Genomic DNA, 24,477 nt, shown 5'->3' with positions numbered 1-24,477 from the left:
AGGGATTGGCGAACCTTCTGCCAAATTCGCCCTTGTGAGCCAAGCCACTTTGCTGTTCGCCAAGGCTTTAGTTATGCACCGTTCCTGCTATACACCACCGCCGTTCACCCCTCATGCGCCTGGTAATGACTGATTCCGTCGTCACACGCTTCGCCCCCTCGCCCACCGGCTTCCTCCACATCGGGGGCGCCCGCACCGCGCTGTTCAACTGGCTCTACGCCAAGAAGCGCGGCGGCAAGATGCTGCTGCGGATCGAAGACACCGACCGCGAGCGTTCGACCGAGCCTGCCATCGCAGCGATCCTGGATGGCCTGAAGTGGCTCGAGCTCGATTGGGACGACGACGTCATTTACCAGTTCAGCCGCGCCGCCCGCCACCGCGAGGTCGCCGAGCAGTTGCTCGCCTGCGGCAAGGCGTACCGCTGCTACGCCACCGCGGAGGAACTGGCTGCGATGCGCGAGAAAGCACGCGCCGAAGGCCGCACCCGCCTCTATGACGGGATGTGGCGGGACCGCGATCCGGGAGAAGCGCCGGGCGGGATGAAGCCGACCATTCGTCTTAAGGCCCCGCAGACCGGCGAGACCGTGATCGAGGACCAAGTGCAGGGCCGCGTGGTCTGGCAGAACGAGAACCTCGACGACCTCGTGCTGCTGCGTGGCGACGGCAACCCGACCTACATGCTGGCTGTCGTGGTCGACGACCACGACATGGGCGTGACCCATGTCATCCGCGGCGACGACCATCTGATCAACGCCGCGCGCCAGAAGCAGATCTATGATGCACTCGGATGGGACATCCCGAACATGTCCCACATCCCGCTGATCCATGGCCCCGACGGCTCGAAGCTTTCAAAACGCCATGGCGCGCTCGGCGTCGATGCCTACCGTGCCATGGGATATCTGCCGGCGGCGCTGCGCAATTACCTGGTCCGGCTCGGCTGGAGCCATGGCGATCAGGAAATCTTCTCGACGCAGGAAATGATCGACGCGTTCGACCTCCCCGCGATCGGGCGGTCTGCTGCACGCTTCGATTTCGCCAAGCTGGAAAACCTCAACGGGCATTACATCCGCCACGCCGAAGACGGCGCGCTGGTGGCCCAGTTCGAGAGCGTGCTGGATTACGTCCCCGGTGGCGCCGAGCTGAAAGCGAAACTCAACGACACCACCCGCGCACAATTGCTGCGGGCGATGCCGAGCCTGAAAGAGCGCGCCAAGACCCTGATCGAGTTGATCTCGGGCGCCGACTTCATCTTTGCCGACCGGCCGCTCCAGATCGAGCCGAAGGCCTCAGCTCTGCTGACGCCGGATACCCGGGCGCTGATTGGCCAGCTTCGAACCGCGCTGGAAGCCGTCACCGACTGGCGCGCCGAGACCACCGAATCCGCCATGCGGAATTTCGCAGAGCAAAACAACCTCAAGCTCGGCGCGGTGGCCCAGCCGCTCCGGGTAGCGCTGACCGGACGCACGACTTCGCCGGGCATTTTCGACGTTTTGGCAGTGCTCGGACGGGAAGAATGCCTGGCCCGTTTGGGCGATCAGGCGGCCACCTGAAGCCCCTACCATATGCGGGGTTGCGGCCATCTTGCAGTGCACAGGGCAATAAGCTACGCCTTTGGCGCCGCTTCTAGACATCCGGCCTCCCTGTGCGTGCTCCGAAAATGGCACCGGGGTCAGGCACGGTTTTCGTAACGATTTCATCGGGGATACACGATGGACGCAAAATCCAGCAACAAGACTGCAACGCTCACGGTCGGTAACAAGACCTACGATTTCCCGATCCTCAGCGGCACCGTGGGGCCAGATGTCATCGACATCGCCAAGCTCTACGCCCAGGCCGGGATGTTCACCTACGACCCCGGGTTCACCTCCACCGGGAGCTGCCAGTCGAAAATTACCTATATCGACGGCGACGCCGGCGTGCTGGAATACCGCGGCTATCCGATCGAGCAGCTCGCCGAACAGGGCGACTTCCTCGAAACCTGCTATTTGCTGCTTTACGGAGAGCTTCCGACTAAGGCCCAGAAGCAGGATTTCGACCACCGCGTGATCCATCACACCATGGTTCACGAGCAGATGGCCCGCTTCTTCCAAGGGTTCCGCCGCGACGCCCACCCGATGGCGATCATGGTCGCCGCCGTCGGCGCGCTGGCCGCGTTCTATCACGACTCCACCGACATCAACGATCCGCGGCAGCGCATGATCGCTTCCATGCGCATGATCGCGAAGGTGCCGACACTGGCTGCGATGGCCTACAAATACACCGTCGGTCAGCCCTTCATGTATCCGAAGAACTCGCTCTCCTTTGCCGAGAACTTCCTGCACATGTGCTTCGCCGTGCCGTGCGAAGACTACAAGATCAATCCGGTGCTGGCTGACGCGCTCGACAAGATCTTCATCCTGCACGCCGACCACGAGCAGAACGCCTCGACCTCGACGGTGCGCATCGCCGGCTCGTCTGGCGCCAACCCGTTCGCCTGTATCGCTGCCGGCATCGCCTGCCTGTGGGGTCCGGCGCATGGCGGCGCCAACGAAGCGGCGCTCGCGATGCTCGCGGAGATCGGCACGGTCGACAAGATTCCGGAATTCATCGCCAAGGTGAAGGACAAGAATAGCGAAGTCCGCCTGATGGGCTTCGGTCACCGCGTCTACAAGAACTACGACCCGCGCGCCAAGATCATGCAGAAGATGTGTCACGCCGTGCTCGCCGAGACCGGCCATGGCAACGATCCGATGCTGAACGTCGCGATGGAGCTGGAAAGGATCGCGTTGAGCGATCAGTACTTCATCGACCGCAAGCTCTACCCGAACGTCGACTTCTATTCAGGCATCACGTTGAAGGCGATGGGCTTCCCGACCTCTATGTTCACCGTGCTGTTCGCGGTCGCCCGCACCGTCGGCTGGATCAGCCAGTGGAGCGAGATGATCGAGGATCCGCAGCAGAAGATCGGCCGTCCGCGCCAGCTCTACACCGGCGTCGCCCGCCGCGATTATGTGGCGATGGACAAGCGGAAGTAAGCGACGTCGCTTACGACAATTCGGAAAGCCGGATGCGATCACCGCGTCCGGCTTTTCTCTTGTAAGGGGCGTGCCCCCGTTGGCGACGCGACTTGGGGAGAGATGGTGGGCACGCTGCGCTTTGCTCACCCTGCAACGCCTACCCCCGCCATGCCTTGCGCATCGTCGCCAGCACGATATCGGCGGCGCGCACGCTGGGCGGCTGATTGCCGGTCGACATGATGCCGTCGAGCGTGGCGAAAGCCTCTAACTGCTCACGGCGGAGCGCCGAGTCCGACAGCACTTCGCGAAGGGCTTGCGACAGTTTTTCAGGCGTGCAGTTTTCCTGCAGGAATTCGGGAATGACGTCCCTGCCGATCACGAGATTGGCGAGGATCACTGACGAGACGCGGATCGCGCGCCTCAGGATGAACGCTTCCATGGCGCCGACGCGGTAAGCCGTCACCATCGGCACGCCAGCCAATGCCAGTTCGAGCGTCACGGTGCCGGATTTGGCGAGCGCTGCGTGCGCGATCCGGAATGCCGCCCGCTTCTCCTGCTCACCGATCACGACCTGGGGCTGCACCGGCCAGCCCTTCACCGCGTCCACAACCGCCTCTTGCAAATGCGGCATGGTCGGCAGCACCAGTTCGAACGTCGTGCCCTGCTCCTGCAGCAGTCCGACGGCTTGGCCGAATACCGCCATGTGGTGGCGGATTTCGCTGCGGCGGCTTCCCGGCAGCACCAAAAGCACCGGCGGCGACTCCGCCCGCCGCTTCGCCTCGTCGGCATTCGGACGCAGCGACGACAATTGCTCGGTCAGGGGGTGACCGACATAGCTGCAGGGCGGGCCGTGCAGCCGGCGATAGGCCTCGGGCTCGAACGGCAAGAGCGCCAGCACGTGATCGACGTATTTCCGCATCGCGCGCGCCCGGCCGGGCCGCCACGCCCATACCGAGGGCGACACATAGTCGACGATCGGAATTTTGGGATCCTTGGCGCGCACGCGCCTGGCGACGCGATGGGTAAAGTCGGGGCTGTCGATGATGACGAGAATATCGGGCGAGGCCTCCGTCACCACGATGGCCGTTTCCTTGATCAGCCCGAGGATCTTCGGCAGTTCCTTGACGACCGCTGCCAGCCCGATGATCGAGAGCTCTTCGATCGGAAACAGCGAATCCAGCCCTTCGCGCGCCATTGCGCGGCCGCCGACGCCCTCGAACTGCACCGCATCGCCAAGTCGCTGGCGCAGCACTTTCATCAAGCTGGCGCCGAGACGATCGCCGGATTCTTCCGTCGCGATCAGAAATATCCTCCGCTCCATCCCGGCGGTCGCGCGAGACGGCGTCACGCTGATAAACCCTGGACGAACAGGCCGGCGCGATCGGCGGCCTCGATCATGGCTTGCGAGTCCGCGGCAATCGTATGGCCGGCGATCACGGCAATGCCGGCGAGCCCGGCGCTGGCTGCGCCTTCGATGGTTTTTGCGCCCACGGTCGGCAGGTCGAAGCGCAAATCCTGCCCGCTCTTCGGCGCCTTCACCAGCACGCCGCGGCCGGATCTGGCGCGAATGCGCCCCGCCTCGCGCAGCCTCGCCACCCGCGCCAGCAGCCCATCGGTGCCTTCGATATCCTCGACCGCCACAACATGCCCGTCGATCACGACCACGGCCTGGCCGATGTCGAACGGGCCAAGCGCGCCGAGCACCTCCCGCCCCTTGGCAATGTCAGCGGCGGCAGCGGCATCCGGCGTGGCGCGGGCAATTTGCCCCTCTGGCATCAGAACGTCGGGGGCGACATCCCGGATGCCGACCATCCGGAAACCGTCCTGTTCGAGAATGCGGCCGATCCCCGACAACAGATGATCGTCACCGCCACGAAACGCCGCCCAGACGCGGCCGAGCACGCGGAGCGTTCCCCAGTCCAGCCTGATCTCCGACAGCGCAGGCCGCAGCAGCGTACCGATGAAGATGAGATCGCGGCAGCCCTCGCTGCGAAAGAGTTTTGTGGCGCGGCCGAGTTGTCCGACCGAAATCCAGTGATGGCGGAAGCGTTCGAGAGGGGCCGGATCGCAGGCGCCGCGCAGCGCGAACAGCACCGGCGCGATCCCCCGCGCAGCAAGCGAATCCGCCACCGCGAACGGCATTGCGCCGCCGCCTGCGATGACGCCGACGGGCGATGAAATATCGGAAGCCGCTGAGATCATGGCTGCGGCGATCCCGTCATCAGGGTTTGTTGCCGTCGCCGGCGGGAAGGCAAAGCGCGCGATGCTTGCCCTGCTCGATGAAGGCAAGGATTTCCGCAATCGCAGGATCTTCCCCGGCCATCGGCTGCACCGCATTCAGCCGCTCGGCAAAAATACCGGGCCCGTGAAACAGCTTTTGGTAGAACCAGCGCACCTTGGCGAGCCGTTCCTTGGTGAACTTGCGGCGCTTCATGCCAATGATGTTCAGTCCTTCGAGGCTGGCATACTGTCCATTGGCGAGCCCGAACGGAATGATGTCGCCGCGCACGCCGCAGACGCCGCCGACCATCACCTGCGGCCCGATCCGCGTGAACTGGTGCACGGCCGAGAGCCCGCCGATGAAGACGAAATCGCCGATCTCGCAATGGCCGCCGAGCGTTGCCGATGTCGCGAAGATCACATCATTGCCGACCTGGCAATCGTGTCCGACATGGCTGCAATTCATGAAGTAACCACGCTCGCCGACCCGTGTCACACCGCCGCCGGCGACCGTGCCGGCATTCATGGTAACGGATTCCCGGATCGTGCAGCCCGCGCCGATCTCGAGCCGGGTCAGTTCGCCCTTGTAACTCAGCGATTGCGGCGGTGTGCCGAGCGAGACGAACGGATAGATCGTGCAGCCATCGCCGATCGTGGTCTGCGCGGTGACGTGCACATGCGCGATCAGCCTGCAGTTCGCGCCGATGACGACGTTCGGCCCGATGATGCAATAGGGACCGATTGTCGTCCCCTCGCCGATCACAGCGCCATCCTCAACCCGCGCGGTTGGATCGATCGTACCCATCAAGCAGCCCAGCCCATCGATTGCGCGCGAATATCTCGCGTTTTCCGGTGGTTAGCGCGGCGTATCAATGCTGTCCAGTGACGTATGGTTACGTCATGTGTCGGGCGCGCTCGGCCTGCAAGATCCATCCGCTGCGCCGGATTCCCCGGCCGAAGGCCGAGCCCTCGCTATGTCATGCTGCCGGGCAGGAAGCAGCGGATCGAAATCCCGAGCGAGTCCTTGATCGGCCAGACCATGGTCCGGCCGGCGCGATTTGGCTCGGTAATCACCGCATCGTCGGGGACGTCGATCCATTGGCCCTCGAGCCGAACGCGGTAGTGACCGTCCTTGGATTCCCAATCGACATCGGCAACGGCAGAGCCATCAGCGTCGGAGCAACATGGCCCCTTACCGCTTCTGAGGCTGTCGAACCACGACTTGAGCGGGGATTTGGCATAGCGGCCGTCGTCGCGGGCCACCGCATGTCCGCCGAGAACAATAGCTGTGCCTAGCAGCGCAACACTGACCCAGAGAAATTTCATGCAGCCATCCGGCGACAAATTCCCCACAGCATCTACAAAGCTGTCGGCCGGCTGAAGTTCCCTCGATATGGCACAAATAGATTGCGCCAGCCGTCCAAAGTGGATGCACGGCCGAACGGCGTCCTGCCAGAGCGTTTTCCAGCGAAGCGTGCCCTCGCACTTGATCCGTGGCTGGACACCGGTTCGCGTCAAGAAAACGCGTCAAAACAAGAATCTGGAGCCCGGTTCTGATTCAATCAGAACCGAAAAGGCTCTAGCTGCCGGCCTGAGCAATCCATTCGCCGGGCTGCACGCGCGCGACCAGGACGGCCGGGCCCGAGCTACTGGTCTTGTAGACGAGCGCCTCGCCCTCGCGGATATCGCCAAACTCCTTTCCGAAGGCGTCGGCGACGTTGGTTTTGTGCGTCACCGCTACATTATTGACGCCGGCTTTCGGAGGCACGTCGACGAGGCCGCGGATGGCGCGTCCAATTTTGGCGTTCTTGCCGTCGGGGTTCGCCATCGCCGACGGATTGCCCGCGCCGCTGTCAGTCAGCGCGTCGACGGGAGACACGTCCTTGCCGCTGATCAGCTTACCGGTCTCGACCGCGCGGTTTAGCTGGCTCGTATAGACCTCGCCGATCGGCACACCGAGTTTCGCGAGCGCAGCCCCAAGATCGCGCGCCAGCGCGCGGCCCTTCTCGCTCAGTTGGCGCTGCGCACTCATGTCGTCGAATTTGAAGGGGTAAACGTCCTTCTGGCTGTCGTCGGTGGCACCGTGTCGAAACACGATGACGTAGCCGCCACCCTTGAGGGACGATACGAGACCGTTGAGATCTGCCGCGTAACCTTGCGGCTGCATCAGCAGAAAAAAGACCAAACACGAAATAATGGACGCAAGCCTGTTCACCGACGCCTCCGTTGAAAAAGCGTGGACCCAAACCGGACTTAGGCGGCAAATTTTCTCAATAACCTCGGCGTGGGTTCCACTACCAAAGATTGAGTAGAGACATCAGGAAGACGTCAGTTGTATGGCGGGGTAGATGCAATCAGATTCAATCCGTCAGCATTGCGCCGACGTCCGCTTCCGCAACCACGGCACCATTTACCTTGGCATCGCCGTGAAACCACCACATCGCCTTGCGGCGGCCGATCGAGCGCATGTGGTATTCGATGGTGTCGCCGGGCATCACCGGCTTGCGGAATTTGCACTTGTCGATGGTAAGGAAATAAACCGCGCGCGGCTTCTCGGTGCCCTCGACCGACTTGATGCCGATCACGCCGGCGGTCTGCGCCATGGCCTCGATCATCATCACGCCGGGATAGACCGGACGTTCGGGGAAATGGCCGAGAAACGGCGGCTCGTTGAACGTAACGTTCTTGATGCCGATACCGCTGTAATCGGTCCGGATCTTGATCACCCGATCAATCAGCAGCATTGGATAACGGTGCGGGAGCGTCTTGAGGATCTCGTTGATGTCCACGAGCTCAAACCTGACCGGTGCCTCCTCCATCACTCCTTCCCCTCGCCCTTTGGATGAGCTGCGCCATCGCGCGCCAGGCGTTCAAGCGCCAGCGTCTCCCGGAACCATTGCCTGGTCGGCCGAGCTAGATGACCGCCCCAACGTTCGTTGGCAGGAATGTCGTCCTTCACCGCACTCATGGCCGCGATCTGTGCCCCATCGCCGATCTTGATGTGGTTGTTAAGCCCCGCTTTGGCACCGATCGCCACGTTGTCACCGATCGTCAGGCTGCCCGCGAGCCCGATCTGGGCCGCGAGCAGGCAGTGCCTGCCGATGGTCACATTGTGGCCGATCTGGACCTGATTGTCGATTTTGGTGCCCTCGCCGATCACCGTATCACGCAGGGAACCGCGGTCGATGCAGGTGCCGGCGCCGATCTCGACATCGTTCTGGATCAGGACGCGGCCGGTCTGGGGCACTTTCAGATGGCCCTCGGGGCCGAAGAAAATGAAGCCATAGCCGTCCTGGCCGATGCTGCAGGCGGGATGGATCAGGACGTTGTTGCCGATCAGGGCGAACTGGATTGCGCTGCGCGCGCCGACATTGCAATCGCGGCCGATTTTGACGTCCGCGCCGATCACCGCACCGGCTCCGATTACGGTGCCAGTGCCGATCTCGACCCGCGGGCCGATCACGGCGAGCGGATCGACGATGACGCCGTCCTCGATATGGGCGGAGGGATCGATGATCGCCGATGGTGCGATGCCGTCATTGTCGAACCAGGACTGCGGGCGGAGCGCATCGGCGTGCCACTCGCGCGCCAGTTTTACGAAGGCGCGGAACGGCTGGGCAGCCCGCAGCACCGCCACGTGGGCGGGCACCTGGGCCTCGAAACGCCGGCTGACCAGGCAAGCGCCGGCTTTGGTCGCCTTGAGCTGATCGGCGTATTTGAGGTTGTCGAAGAACGCCAGATGCATCGGACCGGCTTCGTCGAGCGAAGCCAGGCCCCTGATCACGTCACCGTCCCGCGCGGGGTCGACCAATACCGCTCCTGTCAACGCGGCCAGCTCGGCCAGCGTTGAGGAAGGAGGTTGCTTGAAGAATATCGGCTGCGCCATTTCACCCGTCGCAGTCCGGCCGCTATTCACACCAGAGAGTCGGCTCCGACGAAATGGAGCCGAACCCTCCCCTTATTCCTTGATGTTCTCGTCACGTGGACCTTAGTCCATTTCGCTTCAAGACACCTCAGAACGATGTGCCACCGCCAAACTTGAATTCCTGCACGCGGTCAAACTGACCCTTCGTAAGCGGAACCGCATAGTCGAAGCGCAGCGGACCGAAGGGCGAGGCCCAGATGATACCGACACCCACCGAGGTGCGAACCACATTGCCGTTGTCGTACTGCAATCCCAAGCAGGTCCCGGGAGTGGCCGCAGCCGTCGCCGTCGCCTGCGTCGGCGGGACGCAACCAGGCACATTGACCTCGCCCGTTGCCGCCCACGACGTCGGACCCTTGTAGTCGAACAGTCCGCCGGCGTCGGCATAGACCGAGCCCTTGAGCCCGACTTCCTTCGGCAGGAACCAGAACGGCATCTGCAATTCGAACGAAGCGCCCCAATACTTGGTGCCGCCGAGCGCGTCACGCGTACCGAACGGATTCAGATCGCGCGGACCGATACCGTTCGGCGCAAAACCGCGAACCAGGTTCGGACCCATCTGGAAGTGATCCAGCATGCGCAGTTCGCTGCCGCCGAACTGGTTGAGAATACCGCCCTGGAGGTGGATCAGGCCGACGATATCGGCGACCAGCGGGGTGTAGTACTTCGCGTCGATCGCGGACTTGATGTAGCTCACGTCGCCGCCGACCCCGGCGAAGTCCTGCTTCCAGTCGATCAGCAAGCCATCGGTCGGGTTCTTGTTGTTGTCCAGCGTGTTGTAGTTCAGCGAATAACCGACCGACGAGGTCAGCGCCTTGCCGCTCTGCAATTCCCTGCGAACCGGCAGTGAGGCTTCGCCGTCAAAGTAGCACCACAGGCCCTGGCCGGAGACGTCGGTGGCGGTTTGGCCTCCCTCCGTGATCGATCCGCCGGCGGGCGCACCGACCAGATTCGCATATGCCGGTGACGGGTTGAAGGCGAGCAGCGAGTTCGCCGAGTTGTTGTTACAGTTCGCGAGATTGTTCGGCAGCGAGATTTCCTGCTGATAGATCGAGTAGCGCAACTGCAGCGCGAGATCTTCGCGCAGGGTGAAGCCGAGCCGCGGGCTGAAGCCCAGCGTCTTGGTGCCGTACGCGATGTAGCTGTTGGCGAGCTGCTCACGATAGAACAGGTCGAGGCCAAGCGCGACGCGGTAGTCAAACAGATAGGGGTCGACGAACGACAGCGAGCCGCCGCGCGCGTACTGGCCGTAGGTCACGGCAGCCTTCGCATACAGGCCGCGGCCGAGGAAGTTGCGCTCGGAGATGCTGACTTCGGCCAGTGCGCCGTCCGAGGTCGAATAGCCGCCCGACACCGAGAAGTCGCCGGTCGACTTTTCTTCGAGATCGACGATCAGGATCACGCGATCGGTCGACGAGCCGGGCTCGGTGAGGATTTTCACGCTCTTGAAGAAGTCGAGGTTCTTCAGCCGGCGCTCGGCGCGATCGACCAGCGCGCGGTTGTAGGCGTCGCCTTCGGACAGGTCGAACTCGCGGCGGATCACGTAGTCTCGGGTACGGGTGTTGCCGCGGACGTTGATGCGCTCGATATAGGTTCGCGGGCCTTCGTCGACGGCGAACACGATCGAAACGGTGTGCTGCTCGAAATTGCGATCGCCGCGCGGGCGCACCACGGCGAAAGCGTAGCCGCGCCGTGAAGCCTCGATCTGCATTTCCTCGACAGATTTCTCCAGCGCCTCGGCATTGTAAACCGAGCCGACGCTGACGCGCGAGAAGCTGCGCATTGAGGCGGCATCGAGGGTTGGAATGGAGGTCTGGAAATCGACGGAAGCAACGCGATATTGCTGCCCTTCGTCGATCTTGAAGGTGACGAGGAAGCCCTTCTTGTCGGGGTCATACTCGGTCAGCGCGGCGACCACCTGCACGTCGGCGTAACCGTTCTTGAGGTAGAAACGGCGAATCAGGTCGCGGTCGGCCTCGACCCGGTCTGGATCGTAGACATCGGCGCCGCCGAGGAAGCTCAGAAGGTTCGATTCGCGCGTCTTGATGACGTCCTTCAGCCGATAGGACGAATAGGCGACATTGCCGATGAACTCGATCGACTTGACGCCGGTTTTCGAGCCTTCGGTGATCGTGAAGATCAGATCGACGCGGTTGTTCGGCTGCTCGATGATTTCCGGAGTGACGCGCACGTCGTAGCGGCCGGAGCGCCGGTAGATTTCGGCGATGCGCTGGGCGTCCGACTGGACCATCGGACGCGAGAAAGTGCCGCGCGGCTTGGACTGGATTTCAGCCGAAAGCTGCTCGTCCTTGACCTTCTTGTTGCCTTCGAATGCGATGCGCCCGATCACGGCGTTTTCGACCACCGTCACGACCAGCCGGCCGCCGACCTGGTTGATTCGCACGTCCTGGAACAGGCCGGTCTCGATCAGCGCTTTCAGGCCATCGTCAATCTGGGCCTGCCCGAGGCGGCCGCCGGGGCCCGGCTTGAAATAGGAGCGAATGGTCTCGACCTCGACACGCCGGTTCCCCTCGACCGTGATCGACGCCGCGGTCTGGGCCGCAGCCGGTGCAGACACCAGCGCACCCCCCGTCGGCGCGGCAACCATGATCAGAGCGGCCAGCAAGCCCCCCCGCACTCGCATTCCCAACATCATGCGCAACGCGCCCTCGTCATTGCAATGCCGGCTCGTACCCCTACGAACCGGCAGATTCCCAAAGTTGCATTGCTTGTAGCCAATTTCGAGAGGGGGGCAAACCAGACTTCGCGATGCGATTCCAATTTCATTCCAAGACGTTGCCAAAGGGCAACGTCATAAAAAAGCCGCGTCTACGATCTCCCGAACAGCCCCTTCAGCCACGGCACCTGATGGAAGTCGTTATAGAAGGCAAAGACCATCAACATCAGGACTAAAACCAGCCCGACTCGGAACCCGTATTCCTGGGATTTTTCCGACAAAGGACGCCCGCGGAGCACCTCGGCCGCATAGAACATAAGGTGACCGCCATCGAGCAAGGGCACCGGGAACAGGTTCAAGAGCCCGATCGAAATGGACAGCACTGCCGCCAGATGCAGCAGCGGGATGATTCCCAAGGTGGCCACCTGCCCCGAAATCTGCGCGATCCGAATCGGCCCGCCGATCTGGTCCGCGCTCGCCCGGCCGGTAAAGATGTTGCCGATATAGGAGAGCGTCTGCTCGATGACGAACCAGGTTTCCTTGATTCCCAGCCAGAATGCGGTCGCCGGATCGACCTTCTCCGTGGTGACTTCGCCCGGCGTCGTCGCCCGGGTGATGCCCAGAATCCCGAGCCGCTGGGTGTTGCCGAACGGATCCTTCACCTCGCGCAGTTCCGGCGTGCCCTTCAATTGCAGCGTGGAATCACCCCGCTTGACGGTGAAGGTCATGGTTTCGCCGGCGCGCACGCTGACGAAGCGCTGCATGTCGGAGAAGCTGCCGATCTTCTTGCCGTCGATGGCGGTGACGATGTCGCCGACCTGAAAGCCCGCCCGTTCGGCGGCGCTGCTGGCTTCGATCTTGTCAACGCGTGCCGTCGTGCTCGGCTTGCCGAAGAAGGTGAAGAGACAGGTGAAAATGACGATCGCCAGAATGAAATTTGCGATCGGACCGGCGGCAACGATGGCCGCGCGCGCGCCGACTTTCTTGTGATGGAAACTGCCCGCGCGCTCTTCCTCGCTCATGCGGGCGAGCGATTCGGCCGAGGCCGGCGTCGAGGCTTCCGATTCGTCACCGAAGAACTTCACATAGCCGCCAAGCGGGATCGCGGAGATCTTCCAGCGTGTGCCTTGGCGGTCGTTGAAGCCGGCAAGTTCCGGCCCGAACCCGAGCGAGAACGTCAACACCTTCACGCCCGCCCAGCGGGCGACCAGGAAGTGGCCGAGTTCATGGAAGAACACGACGATGGTCAGAACGAACAAAAAGGGAATGATGTAGCCGATGAGCCCGTGGCCCAACGTACTGAAACTACTTAGAAAAAACTCTGACATCAGGTTCCCCTCGACAAGAGCCAATGGCTCCGTCCCCAACCCTCTAGGATGCCTTTAAGGCAATTTGAGGCAATAGGGAGGCGGCTCGATTTCGTGCGTTATGGTCAACGGAGATCGCGTCGTCGGCCGAGCTCAAAGGCGCAAGGTTCCCGGCGCGAATCCAGTCGTTGATGGTGGCTTCGACGAGGCGCGCGATCGACCCAAATTTGATCTTCCCGGCGATGAACGCCGCCACCGCCACCTCATTGGCGGCGTTGAATACCGTGGTCGCGCCACGTCCCGTACGTAACGCTTCGTAGGCCAGCCGCAAGCCCGGGAATCGCTCAAAATCCGGAGCCTCGAAGGTGAGCTGCCCGATTTTTGCGAGATCGAGCCTGGCCGACGGGCCGACGATTCGATCGGGCCATCCAAGGCAGTGCGCGATCGGGATGCGCATGTCGGGCGCGCCGAGCTGTGCAACCACGGAGCGATCGGAGAATTCGACCATGCCGTGGATGATCGACTGCGGATGCACGAGGACGTCGATCTCGTCGGCCGAGAGCGCGAACAGATAGGAGGCTTCGATGACTTCGAGGCCCTTGTTCATCATCGAGGCCGAATCGATGGTGATCTTCTGGCCCATGCTCCAGTTCGGATGCTTCAGCGCCTGCTCGAGCGTCGCCTGCTCGATGTCGGCCGGCGTCCAGGTGCGGAACGGGCCACCGGATGCGGTGATGATCACGCGCACCAATTCCTCGCGATTTCCGGAAGAAAGCGCCTGAAACAGCGCGTTGTGTTCGGAGTCCGCCGGGAGGATGCAGGCGCCGGCCTTCGCCGCGCGCTGCATGAAGAAATCGCCGGCACACACCAGGCATTCCTTGTTCGCCAGTGCGACGGCGGCGCCGCGGTCGACCGCAGCGAGCGCCGGCTTCAGCCCGGCCGCGCCGCTCACCGCCGCCATCACCCAGTCGGCGGGACGCGCGGCGGCCTCGATGATCGCGCTTTCGCCGGCGCCGCATTCGATGTTCGTGCCTGCCAGCGCATCCTTCAGTTCGCCAAGGCGCGCGGGGTCGGCAATCGCTGCGAATCGTACGTCGAATTCCTTCGCGAGCCTTGCCAGCGCTTCGACATTGGAATTCGCGGTCAACGCCTCGACCTGATAGCGGTCGCGCGCGCCGCGCAGCAAATCCATCGTGCTGTCGCCGATGGAACCGGTGGCGCCCAGCACCGTGACGGTGCGCGCATCCGACAAAGCGGCCTTGTTGTTACGCAATGGAACTGCGCTCATCGTATCACCAAACCATAAGACCGCGGCCGACGCCATCGGCGCCACCCCGCAGAAAACCGAAAAGTGCCGCCACGACGACGGCTGCGACAAATCCATCCAGGCGATCCATTAGTCCGCCATGGCCGGGAATGATGTGACTTGAGTCCTTTACGCCGAAACGCCGCTTCACGGCGGATTCGAAGAGATCGCCGAGCTGCGAGACCACCGAGAGGACGGCCGAAAGCATCAATAGCGGCCCCATCTTGCCGAGACCGAAGGCGGCAAACCCGCCTGCCACGGCCAGACTGGCGGCAAAACCGCCGACGGCGCCAGCCCAGGTCTTCTTCGGGCTGACGCGCGGCCATAGTTTCGGTCCGCCAATACCGCGGCCCGCGAAATAGCCGCCGCTATCGGTCACCCACACGATCAGCAGCACGAACATCAGGGCAGCAAACCCTTTCACGGAATCGAAGCGCACCAGCACCGAGGCAATCTCGGCCGCCGCCGCGTACAAAAATCCCGCCGCCGCCCAGTTTCGCCGCTCCGGCGCGATCGACACCACCGCGACAAAGCCGATGCCGAGTACGATCAGCGCAGCATCGAGGCGGCCAATCGCAAAACAAAGTCCGGCAACCGCCAGCGCAGTCACGCCCGGCACGATCACACGCGTTGCCCCGGCGAGACCCACGATCGCGAGCCATTCGACGAACAGGCCGATGGCCGCCAGTGTCACCAGCGCGGCCCATAGCCAGCCGCCCGCATAGGCGATCGCTACCGCCAGCGGGATCAGCACCGCGGCGGCAGCGATACGCATCATGAGATTGCGCGAATCGGGCGCGCTTGCTGCCGCCGGCGCGGCCTCGGGGTCGGTCACGATCCGGTTTTCGCGGCCAGACCGCCGAAACGGCGTTCCCGTCTGGCATATTCGGCAATGGCGCTTTCGAGCGCAGCCTTGTCGAAATCCGGCCAGTGGATCGGCACGAACACGAGCTCGCTATAAGCCGCCTGCCACATCAGGAAGTTCGACAGCCGCTGTTCGCCGCTGGTGCGGATGATCAGGTCGGGATCGGGGATCTCGGGTGCATCGAGATAGCGGCCGAGCGTATCGGCATCGATCGATGCCGGATCGCGCTTGCCCTCGGCGACTTCGCGCGCCAGCCGTTGGGCAGCGCCGGCGATTTCCTGGCGCGATCCGTAATTGAACGCGACCACGAGATTGAGCTGGGTGTTGGCTCTCGTCAGTTCTTCGGCTTCGTTGAGGAGCGTGCAGATATCGGGCTCCAGCCCCTCTCGTTCGCCGATCACGCGCACGCGCACGCCGTCGCGGTGCAGCGTCGCCAGATCGTTGCGGATGAAGCGGCGGAGCAATCCGAACAGATCGCCGATTTCGGTCGCCGGCCGCGACCAGTTTTCGGAGCTGAACGAAAAGATCGTCAGATAGAGCACGCCGAGTTCATGGGCAGCGCGAACGACGCGACGCAGCGCCTCGACGCCGCGGCGGTGGCCTTCGGCGCGCGGCAAGCCGCGCGCTGCCGCCCAGCGCCCGTTTCCGTCCATGATGATCGCCACATGCAACGGGACGGATCGATCCGGTCCTTCCGTGGCGGGGGCGGCGGCGTTCGGCATTATCTGAATTCCAGTGCCAGTCTCAACTCGTGAACGTTGCCATCAAACGGTGAGGATTTCCTTTTCCTTCGCCGCCAGCAACTGATCGATTTCGGCAATCGTCGCGTCGGTCGCCTTCTGCACATCATGGGCCAAGCGCTCCTGATCGTCTTCGGAGATCTCGTGATTCTTCTCGAGCTTCTTGACGATATCCAGGCCGTCGCGACGGACGTGGCGAACGGCAACCTTGGCGGCCTCGGCGTATTTGTGCGCGACTTTCACCAGTTCCTTGCGCCGCTCTTCGTTAAGCTCGGGAATCCGCAGGCGCAACACCTGCCCTTCGGTCGCAGGCGAGAGGCCGAGATTGGAATCGACGATCGCCTTCTCGACGGCTTTCACCATCGACTTGTCCCATACCTGGACGGAGAGCAGGCGCGGCTCCGGCACGCTGACGGTCGCAAGCTGGTTGAGCGGCATGTGCGAGCCGTAGGCCTCGACCTGCACCGGCTCCAGCATGGACGCCGCCGCGCGGCCGGTCCGCAAGCCGCCGAGTTCGTGCTTGAGCGCGTGGGTGGCGCCCTGCATGCGGCGCTTCAATTCGTTGATGTCAAAACCGGGCGTGGGCATAACGCTCTCCCCTCCTCAAGAAACCAGCCGCCGGCGTCTGGAAGCCGCGGTTCGAAACTGCAACCGGCCGATCAGCCGGCAACCACCGTGCCGCGGCCGGTCCCGCGCAGGATCGCGCCGATCGAACCCGGCTCGGCGATCGAGAATACGATGATAGGCAGTGATGTCTCGCGGGCAAGCGCGAATGCGGTCGCGTCCATCACCTTGTAGTCGCCGGCAATCGCCTGCGAATGCGTCAGCCGATCGAAACGCTTGGCTGACGGGTCTTTTTTGGGATCGGCGCTGTAAACGCCGTCGACATTGGTGGCCTTGAGCACCGCCTGCGCCCCGATCTCGGCCGCCCGCAACACCGCCGTGGTATCGGTGGTGAAGAATGGATTGCCGGTTCCACCGCCCAGCAGGACGATTCGTCCCTCGGCGAGATATTTGTGCGCTGCACTGCGGGTGAACAGCTCGGAAATCTCCGGCATCACGAAGGCCGACAAGGTCCGCGCCGGCGCTCCCTTGCGCTCGATCGCGGCTTCCAGCGCCAGGCAGTTCATCATGGTGGCGAGCATGCCCATGGTGTCGCCGGTCGGACGCGACACGCCGCGCGAGGACACTTCCACGCCGCGAACGATGTTGCCGCCGCCGATCACGACGGCCACCTCGACGCCGAGCTTGTGGGCCGCGATCAGGTCGTCGGCGATGCGGTCGACGGTGGGCTGGTCGATGCCAAAGAAGTGGCTGCCTGCGAGATACTCGCCCGAGAGCTTGATCACGACGCGACGATAGACCGGCTCAGCCATTGCTTATGCTTCCTTGTCCCGCGCAGGTGACTTCCGGCGCTTTGCGCCGGAAGACTGTGACCCAGCGGTTACTTCTTGCCGCTGGCCGCCGCGACCTCGGCTGCGAAATCGGATTCCTGCTTTTCGATTCCCTCGCCGAGAGCATAGCGCACAAATCCGGCAATCTTCACAGGCGCGCCGATTTTGCCTTCGGCTTCCTTCACCGCCTGGGCGACCGACTTGCCTTTTTCGTCGTGGATGAACGCCTGCTCCAGCAGGCAGACTTCCTTGTAATAGGTCTTCAGGCCGGACTCGACGATCTTCTCGATCACGTTCTCCGGCTTGCCCTGCTGGCGATACTTGTCGGCCAGCACGTCCTTTTCGCGCTTCACGATCTCGGGGTCGAGGCCGGACGGATCCAGCGCCTGCGGATTGGTCGCGGCGACGTGCATGGCCAACTGACGGCCGAGATGCGCGAGCTCATCGGTCTTGCCGGTCGATTCCAGCGCGACCAGCACGCCCATCTTGCCGGCACCGTCGATCACGGCGCCATGGATGTAGCTCGACACCACGCCCTTGCCGACCTCAAGCGAGGCCGCACGGCGCAGCGTCATGTTCTCGCCGATGGTGGCGATCGCGTCCGAAATCGCGGTTTCGACGGTGACGCTGCCGACCTTCGCCGCCTTGATCTTCTCGACGTCGGCGCCGACGTCGAGCGCGACCTGGGCGATCATCTTGACGAGGCCCTGGAACTGCTCGTTGCGGGCGACGAAGTCGGTCTCGGAATTGACCTCGACCACGACGCCCTTGGCGCCCGACGTCACCGCGCCGATCAGGCCTTCGGCCGCGACACGGCCGGCCTTCTTCGCAGCCTTCGAGAGGCCCTTCTTGCGCAGCCAATCCTGGGCGCCCTGCATGTCGCCCGAGGTTTCGGTGAGCGCTGCCTTGCAGTCCATCATGCCTGCGCCGGTCGACTCGCGCAGTTCCTTGACCATTGCCGCAGTGATCGTTGCCATCGTCGAATATCCTTCTTGCCTGTGAGCTGCGGGCGCGGCGCGCGCCTTGCGGCGGGCCGCCATCAGCTACAGGGAATGCCGTAATCTGGGGAGCAGAACCGGTGGCCGGAAGACCCGGCCACCCGGCGAACCAATTATTCCGCTTCCGCGGTCAGCGTCTTGGCCTGGGCAACCCAGGCATCGGCGCGGCTCGGAAGACCAACTTCTTCACCGATCTTGTGCGCGGTGTCGTGGTCGAGTTCGGCAAGCTGCCAGTAATGGAAGATGCCGAGGTCGTTGAGCTTCTTCTCGATCGTACCCGACACGCCGGTGAGCTTCTTGAGATTGTCGGCGGTGCCGCGCGGACCGGCCAGACCCTGGAAGCCAGAGGACTCGGGCGCAGCCGGAATTTCCTCGCGGACCGGCTGGACGGCGGCGCCGATGTCGATGCCGGAATCGCCCTGTGCTCGCGAGATGCCGTCGATGGCGGCGCGGGCGATCAGGTCGCAATACAGCGAAATGGCGCGGCCGGCGTCGTCATTGCCCGGCACCACGAAGGTGATGCCCTTGGGGTCGGAGTTGGTGTCGACGATCGCGGCAACGGGAATGTTGAGCCGCTGCGCTTCCTGGATCGCGATGTCTTCCTTGTTGGTGTCGATCACGAAGATCATGTCGGGAAGCCCGCCCATGTCCTTGATGCCACCGAGCGAACGGTCGAGCTTGTCGCGCTCGCGCTGCAGCGTCAGCCGCTCCTTCTTGGTGTAGGAGTTGGCCTCGCCCGACGACAGCACCTCATCGAGGTGACGCAGACGCTTGATCGATCCCGAAATCGTCTTCCAGTTGGTCAGCGTGCCGCCGAGCCAACGCGAATTGACGAAATACTGCGCCGAGCGCTTGGCCGCCTCGGCAACGCCGTCCTGCGCCTGGCGCTTGGTGCCGACGAACAGGATGCGGCCGCCCTTGGCAACCGTGTCCGAAACCGCCTGCAGCGCGCGATGCAGCATCGGCACGGTCTGGGCGAGATCGATGATGTGGATGTTGTTGCGGGCACCGAAAATGTAATCCGCCATCTTCGGATTCCAGCGGTGCGATTGGTGACCAAAGTGCACGCCAGCTTCAAGGAGCTGACGCATAGAGAAATCGGGTAGCGCCATAGTAATAGTTCTCCGGTTGGTTCCTCCGGAAACGTGTGAGCAAACGAGCCTGACTGGCCCGGTTGCCACCGGACGGCCTTTGAGAGCCATGTTTCCGTGTGAGATGGCGGGCTATATAGCCGGATTCCAGCCAGAAGCAAGGAAATACGGCCGGATTTTCGGTCGGCGGCAGCCTATTTGACCCCACTCCCCCTTTCGGACTCCGTGCCCGTCCGAACCGCTCGAGAATGGGTGTTGGGCGCGCCTTTCTGCATAATGATATTCGTATTATGCTCCTGCCGCATGAACCTTCAAGACATAGAAGCCTTTGTGGCCGTTGCCGAAACCGGCTCGATCAGCCGCGCCGCCGCCCGGCTTAACCTGACTCAGCCAGCCACGACCCGGCGGATCCAGAATTTCGAAGCCGCCGTCGGCGGCGCCCCCTTGTTTAATCGGGCGGTCAAGCCGGCGGCACTGACCTCGCTCGGCACCCATGTGCTCGAACGCTGCAGGCGGGTACTGACCGCCGTGGCGGAGCTGGAAGCCTCGACCGCAAGAGCGGCCGATCCGGCCGGCCGCTTGAAGGCGGGAGTCGCCCATGGCCTCGGCGAGATGGTGATGACGGCGCCGCTCGATGCGCTGAGGCGCACCTTCCCGCGTATCCGGCTCCAAGTCAGTTCCAACTGGAGCACAAATCTTCTGGAGGACGTTTGCAGCGGCGCTCTCGATTGCGCCGTCGGCCTGCTGACGGAAGCACATACCGTCCCAGCCGGCCTGATGCGCGTCACTCTCGGCGCCGAGCAGGTTGTTATCGTTGCCACATCCAGATTGCCGGCCAGGCATGGCGGCCAGCCGTGGCGGTTGCGCGATCTGGCGGACAAGGACTGGTTTCTAAATCCGCCGGGATGCGGATGCCGCGCGGCGCTGACGAAAGCGTTCGATCGGCTGCAGCTTCCGATCCACATCGCCGCCGAAGTGTTCGGTGAAGACCTTCAACTGTCGCTGCTCAGCCAGAGCGGCGGTCTGGGTCTGGTGCCACGGCGCCAGTTCGAGCACAGTCCGCACCGGCACGAATTGCGCGTCATAGACGTGCCGGACTTCACCCTGCCCGCTACGGTGACCTTGATCCGCAGCGCCATGCCCGGGCGCTTTGATCCGGTGCTCGAACTCCTGGAGCACGAGCTGAAAGTCAAATTGGGCTAGCCATTATTTCGCATAATCATAATAGAGATTATGCATTTGATTTATTCTATTGCCGGCCGCAGGTTCCTGCCATGGAGATCGCTTGCTCGATCCAGCCAGAGAAGGATTTCGTCTGATGATCGTTACGGTATTTCGCTCCCGGCTTAATCCCGGGGCGCAGGAAGAATATGGCCCGATGGCAAAACACATGAGCGAACTAGTTCAGTCCATTGCCGGATATATCTCGCATAAGGGGTTCGTCGCCGAAGACGGCGAACGCGTCACCATCGTTGAGTTCGAATCCGAGGAGGCTTTGCGCGAATGGCGCATTCATCCCGATCACGCCAAGGCCAAGCGGCGCGGCATCGAGAGCTTCTTCAGCGACTACAAATTCCAGATCTGCAACGTCATCCGTGAGCGCAACTGGACTGCCAGATCCAGGGACCCTGCCTCCGTATGACCCCGCCGCGCGCCTCGCTGGATCACCTGACGGTAGCCGCGCTGACGCTCGAAGAGGGCGTTGCGCATGTTCGGCGTCGGCTGGGCGTTGTGATGCCGCCTGGCGGCTCGCACCCCCTGATGGGCACGCACAACTGCCTGATGCAACTTGGCGAGCGGGTCTTCCTCGAAGTCATTGCTCCCGATCCTGCGGTCACGCCATCACGAAAGCGCTGGTTCTCGCTTGATGATCCCCGGATGCACGCGCGCCTGAAACATGCGCCGCAATTGATCAGTTGGGTGGTGCGGGTCCCCGAGCTCTGTGCGGCGCTCCGCGATATTGACGAAGCCGTTGGTGAAGCCGTGCATGTGTCGCGCGGTTCTCTCTCGTGGCTGATTTCGGTGCCGCGCGACGGATCGATGCCGTTCGAGGGGGCCTTTCCAACGCTCATCGAGTGGCCAACGGGCCCGCACCCCGCTTCGCACATGGCCGATCTGGGGTGCCGGCTGGAGCACCTTGCGATCGAGCACCCCAACAGCGCGCGCCTCGCCGGCGCACTCGCGCCGATCTTCAACGATGATCGTGTCACCACCTCTGGCGGCCCCGCAGCTCGACTGCGCGCTATCATCGAAACGCCAAGTGGCCGGCGCGAACTGACCTGAGCAATCCGCAGCGCGAAGCACAGCAGCGCGGCCTCATCGGCCCGCGTCACATCGCTCTTGCGCCTTCATCGAGGATGCGCCGCGCCGGCGGGATCTGGTCTGCTAACGATCAGCATCGGCCCGGCGGGCACCCTCTGGCCGCGGCCGCCGGAGCCGGCGCCGCACGCGGTGCAGCCGTCGGCGGTGGGGCGGCCATACGCGCGGCTGGCGGGGGCGGTGCGGCCATCCTCGGTGGAGGCGGTGGCGGTGCAGCCATCCTCGGCGGAGGCGGTGGCGCGGCCATCCGCGGCGGCGGCGGGGCCGGCGGCGCAGCCATCCTGGGTGGAGGCGATGGCGCGGCCATCCTCGCCGGTGGAGGCGGCGCGGCCATCCTGGGCGTGGGCGATGCCGGAGCTACTCGCGCTGCCGGCGGTGGTGGGGGCCTTGCCACATGCACTGCCGATGGTGGCGGGCCACGCCGCAGCTCAGGTTGCAATTGAGGTTTTGGCGCAACCGCAGCAGCCGGCCTTGATGGCGCGGCGGCGCTGGGCGGCGGCGACGCAACCACGGGCTGCCGGCCTGCCGGAGCCACGGGAGCCGTCGCGCCAATGGCCGGCCGCGCACCGACGGCGCCGGGTGCGGTGGGCGCCGCTGTTCCCGGGCGCGACGCGCCCGGCGCTGGCCTTGCGTTCGGATTGACGGCGGCGCTTGGGGGCGCGGGGGGCGCGCCCCTGGCGCCTGGAACCGGCAGGGCATTGGTCCTCGGCAAAGGCTGTGTCGACGGCAGCGCGGCTGGTGCGTTCGCCGGCTGCACCGCGCCCGGCCGTCCGGCCTGCCCGGCCGGAGCGCCGGGCAAACCGGTCCTCACGGCAGGATTGATCGCGGCGCTCGGCGGCACCGGCGCTTTGCCCTGCTGGATCAGCGTGGCCCGTTGTGCCACCGCAGGCGGCAGTGTCGGCGTGGCGCCACCTCCCTGCCTCGGCGCAACCACCGCCGCCGGAGAGCCGGGCCGTCCCCTATCGCCAAGTCCCGCCGCAGGCAAACCGGGCTGCGGCGGCCTGTTGATGACGTTGTTGATGACGGCCCGGTTGTGGATGTTGGCAAAGATGATGTTGTTCGGCGGCGGCGCGACATAGCGCGGCGGCCTCACATAGACCGGTATCGGCACAAAGATCGGCTGCGGCAGGATGAACAGCCCGATCGGCGGCGGTGGGGGCTCCAGCACTACGAAATCATCCGGCGGCGGCGGCAAGTAGTAAACCGGCGCCGGTGGCGGCGGGACAAAATCGAACTCGGGATCGAAGAAGGCCAGCACCGGACGATCGACATAGATGAACTCGTCCGGCGGCGGCGGCGGCACGTCGTAGTCGATGACTTCGAATGTCGGCGGCGGCTCGAGCGGCGCAGTGAGAATGGCCAGCCGGCGGCGCGCGTCGGCTGCATGAGGCCCGCGCGGATAGCGTTGCAGATACGACCAATAGGCGTTCGGCGTATCGACGCGGTAGGTACGGCGCCAGGTGATGGCTTCGCGCCGCGCCGCCGCGATCGCCCTCACCCGCTTTGCCAGGGGATCGCTCGCATAGACGGCCAGAAAATCCTCGTAGCCCTGCAACGTGTCGCGCTCCAGCGCCGCGGCATAGGCTTCCTGCACGCCGAGATCGCGGATCGGCTTGTCCCTGACGGCAGCGACCTGATCCGGCGGCGGCGCGGCGGGTGCATCGGGCGCGCGCTCGAAGAATGCTAACCTGGCATCGACCTTCTGGCTGTCCCAAGGCACCTGCGCGCCCTTGGCTGCTTCGTTGACGCGAAGCCGCACGCGATTGAAGACCTCCGGCAGCGGCAATCCGCCGGTCCGGATCATCTCAGCCAGTGACTGGGCGTAGATGCCGTACGGTCCCTGCTCGGCTGGCGCGACCGTCCCGGGCGCCGCGTTGAACGCGATCAGCATATGCGGATCGGCCTCGACCAAAGCGAGCCCGCTGGCGATCTGCCCATCGACGAAAGGCTGCTGCCGCGCCGCGTCCAGCACGACGATTCCGGCCTTCAGCGGCAGCGAGGCGAGTTGGCGGATATAGTCGCCGGTCCGCAGCGCCTCGGTTGGAATGTCGGTATCCCGGTTGATCGCGGAATCGACCGGCACGAAATAGTTCTCGCCGGCCAATTGCAGCCCGTAACCGGCCAGATAAACCATCGCGACCGTGTCCGGCCCCGAGCTTTCGGCCTTCTGGATGAAGTCGCGGAAACTCTTGCGCAGCGTGTCGCCATCGAGGTCGCGGGCGCCGATAACGTCGAAACCCGCCGCCTGCAAAGTCTGTGCGATCAGGCCGGCATCGTTGGCCGTCGTCGCCAGCGGCGATTTCGCATAAGCGGCATTGCCGACCACCAGCGCAATGCGCTTTTCCTGCTGTTGCGCAGCGGCGGAGCTCAAATGACCGGCCAGACCGGACATCGCGACGAGACACACCGAGAGGATCGACAAACTTCTTGCTACCCGCATGGGATCCCACCCTGTTGCCACCGCGCTGTATGGGACGCGCGTTAAGCTGAACCTTTCTTGAACAAATGCGCTCTCAGCAAGGCATGTTGCAAATCAAATCGAGCCTTGGACTCCTGCCCCATCCGGTTCCGGCACCGAGATTCGCATTGTCGCGGGCGCCGGGCGGGCGTATCCTTTTGCTCTAATCGTGTTCGCCCGC

At 63.8% G+C, this 24,477-nt stretch carries 22 protein-coding genes; 5 read left to right on the top strand and 17 right to left on the bottom strand.

Annotated elements, in window-relative coordinates:
- Positions 1-125: 125 nt before the first annotated feature.
- Together gltX and gltA are read left to right on the top strand one after the other, a co-directional pair.
- A complete protein-coding gene (gene gltX / locus LMTR13_RS19070) occupies positions 126-1,550 on the top strand; it encodes a glutamate--tRNA ligase (protein ID WP_065732806.1) in 1,425 nt (474 codons plus the stop codon).
- Between the two features lie 159 nt (positions 1,551-1,709).
- Positions 1,710-3,014, top strand: coding sequence for a citrate synthase (gene gltA, locus LMTR13_RS19065; protein ID WP_065729171.1), 1,305 nt, complete (start codon positions 1,710-1,712; stop codon positions 3,012-3,014).
- Between the two features lie 139 nt (positions 3,015-3,153).
- On the opposite strand, the gene lpxB is transcribed toward gltA, so the two are convergent.
- The 16 genes from lpxB to LMTR13_RS18985 all read right to left on the bottom strand — a co-directional run bounded on the left by lpxB (position 3,154) and on the right by LMTR13_RS18985 (position 19,540).
- Positions 3,154-4,317: a lipid-A-disaccharide synthase gene (gene lpxB / locus LMTR13_RS19060; protein WP_065732805.1), complete on the bottom strand. Its 1,164-nt coding sequence runs from the start codon at positions 4,315-4,317 to the stop codon at positions 3,154-3,156.
- Between the two features lie 23 nt (positions 4,318-4,340).
- Complete coding sequence (locus tag LMTR13_RS19055) at positions 4,341-5,198, bottom strand: LpxI family protein (RefSeq protein WP_065729170.1); 858 nt, start codon at positions 5,196-5,198, stop codon at positions 4,341-4,343.
- Between the two features lie 19 nt (positions 5,199-5,217).
- Positions 5,218-6,021, bottom strand: a complete 804-nt coding sequence (gene lpxA, locus LMTR13_RS19050; RefSeq protein WP_065729169.1) for an acyl-ACP--UDP-N-acetylglucosamine O-acyltransferase — start codon at positions 6,019-6,021, stop codon at positions 5,218-5,220.
- A 167-nt stretch (positions 6,022-6,188) separates the two neighbouring features.
- Positions 6,189-6,542 (bottom strand): hypothetical protein, encoded by a 354-nt coding sequence (locus tag LMTR13_RS19045; RefSeq protein ID WP_065729168.1) that lies wholly within the window; start codon positions 6,540-6,542, stop codon positions 6,189-6,191.
- A gap of 253 nt (positions 6,543-6,795) precedes the next feature.
- Positions 6,796-7,431 (bottom strand): histidine phosphatase family protein, encoded by a 636-nt coding sequence (locus LMTR13_RS19040; RefSeq protein ID WP_335622094.1) that lies wholly within the window; start codon positions 7,429-7,431, stop codon positions 6,796-6,798.
- A gap of 145 nt (positions 7,432-7,576) precedes the next feature.
- On the bottom strand, positions 7,577-8,035 hold the full coding sequence (fabZ, locus tag LMTR13_RS19035; protein ID WP_028345839.1) for a 3-hydroxyacyl-ACP dehydratase FabZ: 459 nt from the start codon (positions 8,033-8,035) through the stop codon (positions 7,577-7,579).
- A complete protein-coding gene (gene lpxD / locus LMTR13_RS19030) occupies positions 8,035-9,102 on the bottom strand; it encodes a UDP-3-O-(3-hydroxymyristoyl)glucosamine N-acyltransferase (RefSeq protein WP_065729167.1) in 1,068 nt (355 codons plus the stop codon). Before lpxD ends, fabZ begins: the two co-directional genes overlap by 1 nt.
- 127 nt (positions 9,103-9,229) lie before the next feature.
- Positions 9,230-11,797, bottom strand: a complete 2,568-nt coding sequence (bamA, locus tag LMTR13_RS19025; RefSeq protein WP_065729166.1) for an outer membrane protein assembly factor BamA — start codon at positions 11,795-11,797, stop codon at positions 9,230-9,232.
- Positions 11,798-11,970: 173 nt separating this feature from the next.
- On the bottom strand, positions 11,971-13,146 hold the full coding sequence (gene rseP / locus LMTR13_RS19020; protein WP_065729165.1) for an RIP metalloprotease RseP: 1,176 nt from the start codon (positions 13,144-13,146) through the stop codon (positions 11,971-11,973).
- A gap of 43 nt (positions 13,147-13,189) precedes the next feature.
- Positions 13,190-14,413, bottom strand: coding sequence for a 1-deoxy-D-xylulose-5-phosphate reductoisomerase (gene dxr / locus LMTR13_RS19015; protein ID WP_065732803.1), 1,224 nt, complete (start codon positions 14,411-14,413; stop codon positions 13,190-13,192).
- A 4-nt stretch (positions 14,414-14,417) separates the two neighbouring features.
- Positions 14,418-15,266, bottom strand: coding sequence for a phosphatidate cytidylyltransferase (locus tag LMTR13_RS19010; protein WP_065729164.1), 849 nt, complete (start codon positions 15,264-15,266; stop codon positions 14,418-14,420).
- Positions 15,263-16,018, bottom strand: coding sequence for an isoprenyl transferase (locus LMTR13_RS19005; protein WP_065729163.1), 756 nt, complete (start codon positions 16,016-16,018; stop codon positions 15,263-15,265). Before LMTR13_RS19005 ends, LMTR13_RS19010 begins: the two co-directional genes overlap by 4 nt.
- A 42-nt stretch (positions 16,019-16,060) precedes the next feature.
- On the bottom strand, positions 16,061-16,624 hold the full coding sequence (frr, locus tag LMTR13_RS19000; protein WP_065729162.1) for a ribosome recycling factor: 564 nt from the start codon (positions 16,622-16,624) through the stop codon (positions 16,061-16,063).
- 71 nt (positions 16,625-16,695) lie between these two features.
- Positions 16,696-17,412 carry a UMP kinase gene (gene pyrH / locus LMTR13_RS18995; RefSeq protein ID WP_065729161.1) on the bottom strand — a complete coding sequence of 239 codons (717 nt, stop codon included), beginning with the start codon at positions 17,410-17,412 and terminating at the stop codon, positions 16,696-16,698.
- A gap of 68 nt (positions 17,413-17,480) precedes the next feature.
- Positions 17,481-18,407, bottom strand: a complete 927-nt coding sequence (tsf, locus tag LMTR13_RS18990) for a translation elongation factor Ts (protein ID WP_065732802.1) — start codon at positions 18,405-18,407, stop codon at positions 17,481-17,483.
- A gap of 134 nt (positions 18,408-18,541) precedes the next feature.
- Complete coding sequence (locus tag LMTR13_RS18985) at positions 18,542-19,540, bottom strand: 30S ribosomal protein S2 (RefSeq protein WP_065729160.1); 999 nt, start codon at positions 19,538-19,540, stop codon at positions 18,542-18,544.
- A 309-nt stretch (positions 19,541-19,849) separates the two neighbouring features.
- Here LMTR13_RS18985 and LMTR13_RS18980 point away from each other — a divergent pair, with 309 nt between their 5' ends.
- The 3 genes from LMTR13_RS18980 to LMTR13_RS18970 all read left to right on the top strand — a co-directional run bounded on the left by LMTR13_RS18980 (position 19,850) and on the right by LMTR13_RS18970 (position 21,802).
- Complete coding sequence (locus tag LMTR13_RS18980) at positions 19,850-20,722, top strand: LysR family transcriptional regulator (RefSeq protein ID WP_197521128.1); 873 nt, start codon at positions 19,850-19,852, stop codon at positions 20,720-20,722.
- Positions 20,723-20,837: 115 nt separating this feature from the next.
- Complete coding sequence (locus LMTR13_RS18975; RefSeq protein WP_065729158.1) at positions 20,838-21,161, top strand: antibiotic biosynthesis monooxygenase family protein; 324 nt, start codon at positions 20,838-20,840, stop codon at positions 21,159-21,161.
- Positions 21,158-21,802, top strand: coding sequence for a VOC family protein (locus tag LMTR13_RS18970; protein ID WP_065729157.1), 645 nt, complete (start codon positions 21,158-21,160; stop codon positions 21,800-21,802). Before LMTR13_RS18975 ends, LMTR13_RS18970 begins: the two co-directional genes overlap by 4 nt.
- Positions 21,803-21,911: 109 nt before the next feature.
- Here LMTR13_RS18970 and LMTR13_RS18965 read toward each other — a convergent pair whose 3' ends face one another.
- Entirely contained in the window at positions 21,912-24,278 is a 2,367-nt protein-coding gene (locus LMTR13_RS18965; RefSeq protein ID WP_065729156.1) for a caspase family protein, read from the bottom strand.
- Positions 24,279-24,477 lie beyond the last annotated feature (199 nt).

The organism is Bradyrhizobium icense (assembly GCF_001693385.1).
GTDB classification, from domain to species: Bacteria; Pseudomonadota; Alphaproteobacteria; order Rhizobiales; family Xanthobacteraceae; genus Bradyrhizobium; species Bradyrhizobium icense.
This window is presented reverse-complemented; position numbering and strand designations above follow the sequence as displayed.